Raw genomic sequence first — 13,490 nt, forward strand, 5'->3', positions numbered from 1 at the left:
ATAGTTTATAAACTATGAAAGTATCAATAATAACCGCCACTTATAATAGTGAAGCTACGATAGCGAGTTGCATGCGTTCTGTAATGGAACAGAAGCATGCTTCTATAGAATATGTGATTATCGATGGTAACTCTAGCGATGGCACTTTAGATGTTGTAAAGCAATTACAAACCGAATTCCCGAATATCGAAGTAAGCATACTCTCGGAACCAGATAAAGGCATTTACGATGCCTTAAACAAAGGGGTTAATCGTGCTACAGGTGATGTTATTGGTTTTGTACATTCCGATGATATGTTAGCACAAACCACGACAATCGAACACCTAGTAAACACCTTTAAAGCTGAAAAAACTGACGGTGTGTATGGTGATTTACAATACGTGAACAAAATTGACCCAACCAAGGTGATTCGCCATTGGGAAAGCTGTGCCTTTGATAAAAAACTATTGAAGAAAGGTTGGATGCCAGCACACCCAACCTTGTTTTTAACCCGTGAGGTCTATAACAGACACGTCGGCTTTAACTTAACCTATAAAATTGCTGCGGACTACGATTTTATTTTACGCGTTTTTAAAGACGACGCTTTACGTTTTGCTTACTTACCTGAAGTGATTACAAAAATGAGGGCTGGTGGCGCTAGTAACCGTAGTTTAAAAAACATCATTATAAAATCGAAGGAAGATTATAAAGCCATTACTTCCAACAATGTAGGTTCGTTTAGCACCATTATACAAAAAAACGTTTCTAAACTGAATCAGTTTTATAAAAAGGGTTAATTCATTTTCCAAACCTGCTAACCAAAACATAAACACATGCAAGATCCCCTCTCAAGCTTAATATTTCTGAGTATCATAAGTGCCATATTTTCATTTGGTCTGGTAAGCTATATTATTCCTAAAATTATATTTATGGTCAATTTCCATAATTTAAACGAAGTGCCAGGCGAACGCAGTTCGCATACTAGAGCAACCCCAACCATGGGTGGCCTCGCTTTTTTTGTAACTTTGGTACTCAACTTATTTTTATTCAAGCCTTTAGATACCGAATATATAGGTTTGAATTTAGCCGCCGCATTCACTATTATATTTATTGTAGGCTTAAAGGATGATTTAGCCGTGTCTACACCAAGAGCACGTGTTATTATAGAAATTTTTGCGATTTGTATTGTTTTTTTACATTCCGATTTTCATACGACTTCCCTAGCTGGTTTTATGGGGATTCATGAGGTGCCGTCAGTAGTTCTTGATGTGTTTCATGTTGTTATCGCACTCACCATTGTTAACGCTTACAACTTAATTGATGGTGTCGATGGTTTAGCGTCCACTTTAGGTATATCTATTTTCTCTATGTTTGGTCTTATCTTTTTAACCATGGGTTTAAACTATTACTTCTTAATTTGTTTAAGTCTTATTTTCACCTTATTGGCTTTTATGCGTTATAATTTTTCGCACGAGAAAAAAATTTTTATGGGAGATACAGGATCTCTAGTCATTGGATTTTGCATAGCCATATTAGCTTTAAAGTTTTTAACCATAGACACTAGCTTATTTAAACGCTTTACCTTTGCACCGCAAAACAAATTGTTAATTGTAGCCGCTATTTTAGCAGTGCCATTATTTGATATGATGCGTGTTATTGGTGTACGTCTATTAAAAAAACAAAGCCCGTTTACAGCCGACAGAAACCACATTCATCACATATTATCGGACTTAGGCTTAGAACATTACAAAATAGCGATACTATTAGGCTTATTAAATTACACCTTAGCGATTATTCTTATTTTTTTCGCTTCAATTTTTAACTCTTTTCAAATGATGTTTATCTTGCCGATAATTTTCATTTTATTATTGGGGATTTTCCATAAACTGAAATTGCTTTCTTTAAAAAAAATAAATAACTAATGAACCTCTCAACCATGAAAAAACTCAACCAAGGGTTAATCATAACTGTTATCACTTTACTACTTTTTAACAGTTGTGCCTCATCAAAAGACATACAATATTTTCAAAATGTTGAAGATGGTGTTTTAAAAGATTCTACAGCTGCATTTGGAGCCAAAATACAAAGCGGAGATCTTTTAACGATAAACGTATCGACCATTAATGCCGAAGCCGCTTTGCCATTTAATCTTTATGAAACACCAATGCTACAGGGTGCTGCGGCTAGTGCAAAACCAATCCCTCATTTAGTTGATGATGACGGAGTTATTAATTTCCCAGTGTTAGGAAAACTTAAAGTTGCAGGGCTCACAACTAAACAACTGACTAAAAAATTAGAAGTTGACTTGGTAGAATATATAACGAACCCTACGATAAACATTCGCTTTGATAACTTTAGAGTATCGGTTTTAGGTGAGGTAGCCAAACCAGGATCTTACCAGGTGCTTAATGAGCGTATTTCTGTTATTGAAGCTATAGGTTTAGCAGGAGATCTTACTATTTACGGACAACGAGATAACGTATTATTAGTACGCATCGAAAATGGCGAAAAAACATTTACAACATTAGATTTAACGAATAAGAACCTCTTTAATTCGCCTTACTACAATTTAAAGCAAAACGATATTATTTACATCTCACCAAATAAAACGAGAGTAAATTCATCTGCAGTTGGGCCGAACACAGGTGTTATTATTTCTTCAGCCTCTTTACTTATAACTGTTTTAGCTTTAATCTTAAAATAACATAAATATGTCTAACAAAGAGAAATTTCAAGATTATATGCTTGCTGAAGATGATAGTATTAATATTCGTCAGCAAATTGAAAAATATGCATATCACTGGAAGTGGTTTGCATTAGGACTTATTATAGCTCTAATGGGTGCTTATTTCTATTTACGTTACACACCGAACTCTTACGAAGTTTCGGCAACCATTCTAATTGACGATGAATCTAATGGAGGCTTATCTAATGAACTTGCCGCTTTTGAAGAATTAGGCATTGGAAACAGTAAAAAAAATATAGAAAATGAAATGGGAATTTTAAAATCCCGAAGTTTAATGACCCGTGTGGTAAAAAAATTAGACCTTAACATTTCATATTTCAAAGAAGGCCAAGTTAGAGATACCGAAATCTATAAAGACGAACTCCCATTCAAAACATCCATTTTTGTAAAAGACTCCACTTTTTTTGAGCGTAATACCTCATTCCTAATTAAAATTGTTTCTGATACTTCTTTTGAGTTAGCACATTCCAAAAAAGCTTCGGGAGTATCATACACATTCGGAAAAAACATACCCACAGCTTACGGTGAAGTCGTTATTACCCCAGTAAACATAACACCTAAAGATTACAATACCGTTTATATCGTTAGAACAGCGCCTATAAAAGCAGTTGCCAAAAGCTACCGAAATGGTATTAATGTAAGTTTGTTGTATAAGAAAGCAAGTATTTTAGAATTGAAACTTAAAAGTCCTGTAAAACTAAAAGCGGAACGCATTATAAATGAACTGATACGTGAATACAACAGAGATGCCATAGAGTACAAAAGCCTTATTGGCAATAACACGGATGCATTTATAAACGAACGATTAGAGATTATTGAGGAAGATTTAAAAAAAGTAGATAAAACCGCTGAAAATTTTAAAACCGCAAATAAATTAACCGATATCTCCATGGAAACAGGTATAGTTTTAGAAACGAACTCCTTGGTCGAAAAAGAAATAGTAGACCTAAGTACGCAACTAAAATTAGTAGATTATGTTATGGACCACATGGAATCGGGCTCAAAAAACCTAATACCAGAAAATCTAGGTATAAATTCTAGCGACGTAACTTCTAGCAGCACACAATACAATACCATACTTTTAGAACGCAATAGAATAGCACAAAGTTCTGGTAAAAATAATCCGGTACTTTTAAATTTAGATGCGCAACTTTCACAATTACAAAGCAGTATATCTCAAGGCCTAACGAATTTAAAGCGGAGTTTAACGATTTCTTTGGGCCAAGCAAAATCGCAAGAACGAACTATTGATGGTAAAATAACCTCAGCGCCACGAAAAGAACGCGAGTATAGAGATATACAACGCCAACAACAAATAATAGAAACACTGTATTTATTTTTATTAGAAAAACGAGAAGAAAACGCAATTTCATTGGCTGTTACTGTACCTAATGCTAAACTCATTGATGCCGCAGATGGTAACGATATCGCTGTGAGTCCGAAAAGAAAAATGATTTATGCCATAGCCTTAATGTTAGGCCTTCTTATTCCTTTCGTTATTATTTACGTATTATTTCTTTTAGACAATAAGATACATAATCAAGAAGATTTAGAAGCGATACTAAAAACACCTATTATCGGGAATATCCCAAAGACTTTAGATGATAATAAAATATTGTCAAAAGCGGATAGAGGTAATGTTGCAGAAGCCTTTAGAATGTTAAGAACCAACATGAACTTTATGCTTGGTAATCTGAAAGACCAATCTAAAGCGATTTATATTACCTCTACAGTTCCAGGCGAAGGCAAAACCTTTGTTGCTATTAATTTAGCAACTGTACTAGCTATGTCTAACAAAAAAGTACTGCTTATTGGGGCAGATGTCCGTAAACCTAAGGTCGCTGAATATCTAGACATGACAGAAGCATCTACTGGGTTAACCGTGTTTTTAGCGGATAAAAGCATACAAATTAATCAAATTATTGAAACCGCTAAAAATGGGGATTTTGATGTGATACAATCTGGAATGGTACCACCAAACCCATCGGAATTATTAATAAACGGACGCTTTGATGAGGTGCTTAATTATGGAAAGGAACATTACGACTATGTTATTGTGGATACCGCCCCAGTAAACATGGTGACTGACACCTTACAAATTGCATCGAGAGCCGATTTATTTATCTATTTAGTACGTGCCAATTATTTAGATAGCCGACTTTTAGAAATTCCAAAAAAACTATATCAAGAAAAAAGAATTCCAAATATGACGGTTGTAATAAACGGAACTGATGTGAAGAAAGGTTACGGCTATGGTAACGGATATGGTTATGGATACGGACATGAAGAAGAGAAAAAGTCTTGGTTTAAGAGATTAACAAACCGTAGTTAAAAAAGTATACGGTTCTATTTAGAATCAACACTGATATCATTCTAATAAAAAAACCGATGAAGCTAGACTTCATCGGTTTTTTCTTTTTATAAACTATTAAATATGGTCTAATTGATTCCGAACTCTTTTTACTTCATTAAACACTTTATGAATTACTAACGCTTAAGAGCAAAATAACCTCGTAATTGTTTATTTTTATTACTTTCATCTCTATAATGGGCTACAAACCAATAACTCCCATCAGGGAGTTCCGTACCTCCGTATGTACCATCCCATCCATTTCGACTCGGTTTTATTTGTTTTAACAGGGCGCCATGGCGATTATAAATAAACACCACTGCTTCTGGATGCGTTTCTAAACATTTAATATTCCAAAACTCATGATAGCCATCACCATTCGGTGTAAAGAATTTGGGATAAAAAATAAGATCTACCGCTTCTCTAGTTTCAGCAGTACAGCTATAAACATCACGAACCCCAACATCATGCTGATTACAACGGGAAACATTTTCGAAAACAGCCTCACTTTGCCAAATACCGCCATCCAATTGATATTCATAAAACCCACTACCTCCAGTAACACGCATTTCGATAGTTCGACTTTCGCTAAAACTATCAGGTAAAATTACAGTTTTGAGTGATAAAGCTTCTGTTGAATAAATATCAATACGTCTAGATACTGAATGCGCACACTGACCAACGTCAGGTGTAAAAGTATAAACGGTTGGCGTTTTATTATTTAATTCGGGCGACCATGAACCTACAATGCCTTCAATAGATGTTGTGGGTAATGGAGATAGCTTTTCACCTTCACATATACCTGCAGGAATATTAAAAGTAGGGATTAATACATTTACTATTAGGGTTGTTGGCGCTGCACATTGACCGGGATCTGGATAAAATGTATATTCTGTAGTTTTTGTGTTATCGGGTTCTGGAGACCATGCTCCTGTAATTCCTTCGAGTGAAGTACTTGGTAGTACAAGAGATTCGCCTTCACAAACATTGGGTATTGGATTAAAACGAGGTACTATACTATTCCCTGTAATAGTTACATTAATAAATTCTGTAAAAGTCTCTCCGCACAAATCGGTAATACTAACAGTATATCTAGTATCAACTGTAGGTGATAACATTGGGTTACCACTATTAGGATCACTTACACTAGCGCTTGGCTCCCAAGAATAAGCAACACCATTGTGAATACTAACATCTTTTAAAATAGATTCTCCTAAACAAATGGTTTCATCACTTGCAATAAAATCTTCTATAAATGATACTCGATTTAGGCAAACTTCTTGACGATTATGCTTTGCTCCTGTTGCTCCTACGAATCCAAAATATACAGCATTATCATTGTTAAAAATACTACTTTTAAAATCTTGTGTTTTTGATAGTCTAAGTTGGCAATCGAAATACACATTTAAGGTCTTCGTTGTAGCAATCCACTCTACCTTAACGTCATGCAGAAGGTCATCCTCAATATTTACGCCACCATCAACCAACGGATTGATAGGGCCTGATAAATTTGTAGCAAACGTATGGTATGAAGATCCATTTGACATCAGTGCTATATGATCATAAGAAGGATCTTCTCTACTTGGATTATTATGAGTATCGAATTCAATAATTAAAGAAGATGGAATTCCCTCGTAACCTAACCCTCCACCCGAACCTCCAATAACAATATCAGGTGTCAATTTAAAAACAAGCGCCATACCATCAGCACCATCATTATTGTTTCCAAAGTAATTTTGGTAAGCAATGGTAAAGTCATTTGAAAAATCGATAGGATGATCAAACCAAACGCCTCCAACTTGACCATCTATATCTGGGGTTATTTGAAAACAATTATTGCCTAAACTAGAAGTATCTCCAATAGTAGTCGCCTTTAGCTGCGCCATAGCAAGATTGCAACAACACATAACAAGGGCAAACAGGAATACTTTTTTTATGGAGCTGCTTAAAAAAGCCATTCTACAAGGTTTAATTACTGCCCGAAAGATACAAGTTTTACAGAGGAACTACTTATTTTTTCCTACAAAACAGGGCATTAATATCATTAATTTAATATTAGAAGCTGCTGTATTTTAATTAATAACAAATTGATAAAAACACAGCCTAAAAACTCAAAATATCGCAACTAAAAAAGCCTTATTAAAAAAACGAGATATAGCCTGAGTTCACTTAGCATCAATTCACTAAAAACTAAGGCACTATTAACAAAATAGCAAAAGCCATCTTTTATTCCGCATAGGTTATTTAAGTAAACTTAATACCCTAAATCCAGCAATTCTTTTTCGCTATAAACACCACCTGATTTTGGTTTTACATCTCGCAATGCTTTTATTTGCTCAACGTCTATTCCTTTTGATCCTTCGGAAAAGGTACTATGTAAATAGCTAATAATATTTTTAATATCACGATCGGTAAACGCAGGGTTATTAGCAAGTCCGGGCATTGTTCCGTTTAATTCATACAATGTTCCATTAACATGTACAGGTCCTGCCAAACCATGCAACAATACCAATGCCAACCTTTTAGTTGAGCCTCTTACATATTCTGAATTTTCTAATGGCGGTGCTAAACCATCAACACCTTCACCATTAAACCCATGGCAAGTTGCACAGAAGTTTCTAAATATTTGATATCCAAACGCGTTAGACATCGCTGGCTTTACTTCTGTATTTTTCGTCTTATTACTTTGCTTGTTTAAAATGGTTTTATCTAAAACAACACTTAACACGTTTTCAGAAACCATACTTTTTTCTTCATCTAAAAATATTTTGTACGCTTCCTCTACACCTCTTAAACTACTTATAAGACTCTGCTGATAGATAATATTTTCGGCATATCGATTTGAAAGTTCAAAAAGAATTGGAAATACTTGCCCCGTTGAAACTTGTGCCCAACCGCCTAAAGTGCTTAAAATATACAAATCTAATTCAGCATTATCCCTTTTAACTAACCCCGCTATGAGCGGTAGTACGGAAACCAAATTACTTTCACTGGCATAATTTTCTAACAACACTAATGCATGATTTAGAACTTCCGTCTCACTTTCCGAAGATAAAAGCATTTCCAATGTTTTAAAATCAAGTTGCCCCAAACCGTTTAAAGTATGCAAAGCATGTATTTGAGCGATAGCATTTTGTGTATCTAAAGCTACATGTTCTAAAAACGAAACTGCTTTATTATCACCTTTAAAAACTAATAATTGCTGTGCCCTATCGCGTAACCACCCATTTTTACTGCCCAGTAAACCTACCAATTCTGAAGTTGATAATTTTTCTACATTAATAATATCCTTCGGTGAGTTTTCATTTTTTACCACACGTAATATACGCCCCATACCAACAATGGTATCTAAAGCTTTTTTGGCGTATTGATTTTTTAAATAAGCGGTTAAAAACACTTTATCCTGAAGAATACCACGATGCATATCGACGATGTACATATTACCATCAGGACCATTATTCAAATTTACCGGACGAAAACCTTCATCTGTGGAGGCCAAAAATTCGGTTTCAGCAAGGGCTTGTGTAGCGCTTACTATTTCATCTTCAAAAGTTAAAATATTTCGTTTTACCACATTGGCTTCGGGCGCACAAACAAAGGCATTTTCACTATATTGCGCACCAAAATTATTACCTGTGTAAATTAAAGGACCGCATGCGGATGTGACATTAACCAATAAACTATCCTTATCTAAAACACCATTTACATAACCTCGGTTAACCGAAGTGGGATGCAACGGATACACGCGTTGATCTACTGTTAACCTCTTGTTTAAAGCTGCACCACCTTTAAAATACGGATTTTTATCGGTAACATTTGGCAACACATAGTCTCCCATTAATTGTACCGAATTGGTATTATAGTACAACCTACCAAAATTATCTTTTGTGATACCCCACTGCCCCCTAAAAGCAGTTTGTTCTTTTTTCCATTTTCCGTTTTTTCGTTGGTATCTGTATTTAGATTTTGCATTATAAATCCAATTATCTAAATGCATCATTAAACCATTTGGCTGATGCTCTACATTACCACCATAGGCGTAAGCAGAATCGACTAAAACTCTATTAACAGGCTTATCATCTTCAATATCCACAAACCAAAGATTTGGTGGTTCTGCATACAATAAACCGCCATAAACATGAGAAATAGCGCGCGGTAATACCAAACTGTCTAAAAATATTTTGGAATGATCGGCAACCCCATCATGATCTAAATCTTCCATTATAGAAATTACACCATTGGGCATTTCATCACCAATGCCTTTTAAATTTCGCATATATCCCTTCATCTCAACAACCCACATACGCCCTTGATTATCAAAATCCATAGCCACTGGCGCTTCAATAAAAGGCTCTGAAACAGCGACTTCTAAATGAAAACCATCTTCTATTTGATAGGAATCTAATGAGATTTCAGGTTCCTCATACGATACTTTTTTACAGCCAATAATAAAAATTAACAGAATGAGATTTAATACTAAAGTTTTACTTGAAGCGATTTGAGTTATAAAGGAACGTGTTTGAAATGCCATTAATTGTTGGTTTACAGGGAGTTTTAAAGCACATTTTTATGTCCTTTATGTTGTTTTTATAATCATAAAATTACAACAATTTTGAAAAGTAGAAAACTAGTAAAATCATAAAGGTTTCAGAAATTTCAATTATTCAAAAGAAACTTGAATAAACTAAAAAAACCTCTTGATTTCTCAAAAGGTTTTTAGTCGGGGTGGCAGGATTCGAACCTGCGGCCTCCACGTCCCAAACGTGGCGCGATAACCGGGCTACGCTACACCCCGAATATGATTATCTCTAACCGGGTGCAAATATACATTTTTCTATAATATAGACACTATTTTTTTTAGTAATTTTAAAAAAAATTAACTTTAGTTTACAAAGCAGTCAAACAACACCTGTTTTTCATGCTTAAACCAAATCAACTATATTTAGCTAAACCCTACAATGAGCACTTATAAATCTTTTATTTTCAACAAAATAACCATCATTATAATTTTATTTTTCAGCTATACCTCTGGAAATGCTCAGCAAATCATCACCGGACGTATTATTGAAAAAGAAAATGGTACAGCGCTGCAAAACGCCACTATTACAAATTATGAAAACAAAATCATTTCAACTTCCGATCATTTAGGGTATTTTGAAGTGCCAAACTCTGGTGTATATCGCTTTACAAAAATAGGCTATCAAGTAGAAACGATAGATTTAAAATCCGACAACGTTATAATTCAACTGGAGTTAAATCCTGATCGATTAAACGAAGTTATTGTGAACGCCCATCAATTGCCTTTAGAACTAAAAAAAGCGAATACTACTATTGATATTATTTCATCTAAAGATTTAGAACGCAGTAACTCCACCTCGCCCATCCAAGTATTGAATCGCGTTCCTGGAGTTTTTATGCAATCGGGCGCATTAAACACTAATAAGATCTCCATACGTGGTATTGGTTCTAGAAATTTATACGGCACCTCTAAAATACGGGCTTATTTTCAAGACATTCCGTTAACATCCGGTAATGGAGAAACCACCATTGAAGATTTTGAACTCAGTGCCTTATCCCGATTTGAAATTATAAAAGGTGCCGGTTCTAGTATCTATGGCGCCGGATTGGGCGGCACGATACATTTAACACCAGAGCACGCTTACCTAAACCAAACCTTAGCGGAAACAGATATCACAATAGGTTCTTTTGGTTTAGTAAAAAGTGTTTTAAACATAAATCACGGAACGGATAAAAACAGCTATAAAATAATCCATAGTAACACAGAAAGCGATGGTTACCGCGATAATAACGCATACAACAGACAAACACTCACAATAAACACCAATCATTATTTAAGTGAAAAAGACGCTCTCTCTATTTTAGCGAGTTATGTGGACTTGAACGCTTTTATACCAAGTTCCTTAAATGAAGATGCATATAATAACAATCCGAAATCTGCCGCCTTTACATGGGCACAAGCTCAAGGGTATGAAGATGTACAACGTGAGATATTTGGAGCATCATGGAATCATCAATATCATAAGAACCTAAAACAAACTACCAGTATTTTTACATCTTTTAAAAAGGCTTATGAACCGAGACCTTTTGATATTCTAACCGAAAATACATCGGCTTACGGATTGAGAAGTCGTTTTTTAGGACGATGGAAAAAATTTAATTACACACTAGGTGGCGAATTCTTTAAAGACCGCTATATATCCAAAAACTACGAGAATTTATATCAAGACGCTCCCGAAGGGTCAGGCAGCGTTGAAGGCGATAAATTTTCCGATTTCAAAGAAAACAGAACCTACTACAACCTCTTTTTTGAAAGTAACTATCAAGCTTCAGAAAAAACAATGCTGTCTTTTGGGGTAAATCTAAACAAAACGTCATACACTTTATCAGACCGTTTTATTTCAGATGAAAATCCCGACCAATCTGGCGACTATAGCTTTAAAGCCATACTGTCTCCTAAATTTGGAATATCGCATCAATTATCAAAACACATCAGTTTATATTCTAATATTAGCCATGGTTTTTCACCGCCTTCAACTCAAGAAACCTTGCTTCCCGATGGTTTAATAAATACGGATATAAAACCAGAAACAGGCTGGAATTTCGAACTAGGAACACGAAGTGCTTTTTATAATAATCGCTTACAATTTAACCTCGCTTTATACAGATTAGATGTGCGCAACCTTTTAGTCGCTAGACGAACAGGCAACGACCAATTTATAGGCGTTAACGCGGGACGCACTTTACATAATGGATTAGAAACCATTATAAAATATCAATGGCTAACATCGGAAAAACTATCACTAAACCAATACATCACGTATGCCTTAAACCATTTTAAATTCAGAGATTTTGAAGATGATGGAAATAATTTTTCGGGTAATAAACTAACAGGTGTGCCATCTAACCTATTAAACACAGGTTTAGATTTAGATACTGCATTGGGTCTTTATGCCTCCGTAAACTACCAATACGTAGGTCGCATACCAATGACGGATGCCAACACACTATTTTCCGATCGCTACAGTTTAACGAACATCAAATTGGGTTTTAGACACAACCTAAATAAAAACCTAAAGTTGAATATCTATTTTGGTCTGGATAATGTTTTTAACACGCATTACGCCTCACAAATACTTATTAATGCCACAGGTTTTGGTGGTGCCGCACCACGATATTATTATCCAGGGCAACCGTTAAATTATTACGCTGGAGTTAACTTAAGTTATAAGTTTTAACTAAATTTATAAAAAAAACGAAAAAATGAAACAATTTCATATACTATTTACCATACTCGCCCTTTCGTTAAGTGCTTGTGCGCAACAAAGCGAATCTAAAGTAAAGGCCGAACCGCCTGTGGCTTTAAATTACACTACGGAAGTTGTTGTTCCCGATTTAAATATTCCTTGGGGCATGGTTTTTCTTCCAGACGGCAGCATGCTAATTACAGAAAAATCAGGTGAACTTATTCATTTTAAAAACGGAACAAAAACAAATATTTCAGGCTTACCAGAAGTGTATCTTCGTGGTCAAGGTGGTTTATTAGATATTGAAATTCATCTCGATTACACTAACAATGGTTGGATTTATATTACATACGCTTCCGCGGAAGGTGACGGCGATGGTGGTAATACAGCCCTTATGCGTGGCAAATTAAAAAATAACGCCTTTGTTGAAAAACAACTATTGTACAAAGCCGGACCAAACACAAAAAAAGGACAACATTTTGGTTCTAGAATTGAATTTGATAACGATGGTTACCTTTATTTCTCTATAGGTGAACGTGGTAATCGTGACGAAAACCCTCAAGATATTACACGCGACTGTGGTAAAATATACCGACTTAATGACGACGGTAGCATACCAACAGACAATCCGTTTGTAAATACACCAAATGCTAAAACAGCCATTTACAGCTACGGACATCGTAACCCACAAGGTATGGCAATCCATCCGGAAACTGGAGCCATTTGGGTTAATGAACATGGACCAAAAGGTGGCGATGAAATTAATATTATAGCAAAAGGCAAAAATTACGGTTGGCCCGTAATCTCTTATGGTGTAAACTATAGCGGTACTGCTTTTACAGAGATTACAGAAAAAGAAGGCATGGAACAGCCGTTATTTTATTGGGTGCCTTCTATCGCACCAAGTGGTATGGCCTTTGTTACTTCAGATAAATATCCAGATTGGAAAAACAATATATTAGTTGGCTCTCTAAAATTTCAATATTTAGAGCGTTTAGTGCTCGAAAACAACAAAGTTGTAAAACGTGAAGAATTGTTTAAAGATATTGGTCGAGTACGTAACGTAATTCAAGGACCCGATGGTTATATTTATGTAGCCGCAGAAGGCACTGGTATTGTTAAAATTATTCCGAATAAATAAAACTTAAAT

General features: G+C 35.2%; 8 protein-coding genes and 1 tRNA gene. 6 read left to right on the forward strand and 3 right to left on the reverse strand.

Annotated elements, in window-relative coordinates:
- Positions 1-14 precede the first annotated feature (14 nt).
- The 4 genes from GQR98_RS02610 (at position 15) to GQR98_RS02625 (ending at position 5,057) form a co-directional block, all read left to right on the forward strand.
- The gene (locus tag GQR98_RS02610; RefSeq protein ID WP_159018155.1) at positions 15-776 is read left to right on the forward strand and encodes a glycosyltransferase family 2 protein; all 762 of its coding nucleotides are present in this window, start codon (positions 15-17) and stop codon (positions 774-776) included.
- Between the two features lie 132 nt (positions 777-908).
- Positions 909-1,901 (forward strand): MraY family glycosyltransferase, encoded by a 993-nt coding sequence (locus GQR98_RS02615; RefSeq protein ID WP_159018156.1) that lies wholly within the window; start codon positions 909-911, stop codon positions 1,899-1,901.
- 14 nt (positions 1,902-1,915) lie between these two features.
- Positions 1,916-2,683: a polysaccharide biosynthesis/export family protein gene (locus tag GQR98_RS02620; RefSeq protein WP_159018157.1), complete on the forward strand. Its 768-nt coding sequence runs from the start codon at positions 1,916-1,918 to the stop codon at positions 2,681-2,683.
- A 7-nt stretch (positions 2,684-2,690) separates the two neighbouring features.
- Complete coding sequence (locus GQR98_RS02625; protein WP_159018158.1) at positions 2,691-5,057, forward strand: GumC family protein; 2,367 nt, start codon at positions 2,691-2,693, stop codon at positions 5,055-5,057.
- Between the two features lie 155 nt (positions 5,058-5,212).
- Here the strand turns inward: GQR98_RS02625 and GQR98_RS02630 are convergent, their stop codons facing one another.
- The 3 genes from GQR98_RS02630 to GQR98_RS02640 form a co-directional block, all read right to left on the reverse strand.
- Positions 5,213-7,033, reverse strand: a complete 1,821-nt coding sequence (locus tag GQR98_RS02630; protein ID WP_159018159.1) for a lectin-like domain-containing protein — start codon at positions 7,031-7,033, stop codon at positions 5,213-5,215.
- Between the two features lie 296 nt (positions 7,034-7,329).
- Complete coding sequence (locus GQR98_RS02635) at positions 7,330-9,606, reverse strand: c-type cytochrome (RefSeq protein WP_159018160.1); 2,277 nt, start codon at positions 9,604-9,606, stop codon at positions 7,330-7,332.
- Positions 9,607-9,795: 189 nt separating this feature from the next.
- Positions 9,796-9,870, reverse strand: a tRNA-Pro gene (locus GQR98_RS02640).
- A 163-nt stretch (positions 9,871-10,033) separates the two neighbouring features.
- Here GQR98_RS02640 and GQR98_RS02645 point away from each other — a divergent pair.
- Both GQR98_RS02645 and GQR98_RS02650 read left to right on the forward strand, forming a co-directional pair.
- A complete protein-coding gene (locus GQR98_RS02645; RefSeq protein WP_159018161.1) occupies positions 10,034-12,331 on the forward strand; it encodes a TonB-dependent receptor domain-containing protein in 2,298 nt (765 codons plus the stop codon).
- A gap of 25 nt (positions 12,332-12,356) precedes the next feature.
- Positions 12,357-13,481 (forward strand): PQQ-dependent sugar dehydrogenase, encoded by a 1,125-nt coding sequence (locus tag GQR98_RS02650; protein WP_159018162.1) that lies wholly within the window; start codon positions 12,357-12,359, stop codon positions 13,479-13,481.
- Positions 13,482-13,490 lie beyond the last annotated feature (9 nt).

This window comes from Algibacter sp. L3A6 (assembly GCF_009796825.1).
GTDB lineage: Bacteria > Bacteroidota > Bacteroidia > Flavobacteriales > Flavobacteriaceae > Algibacter.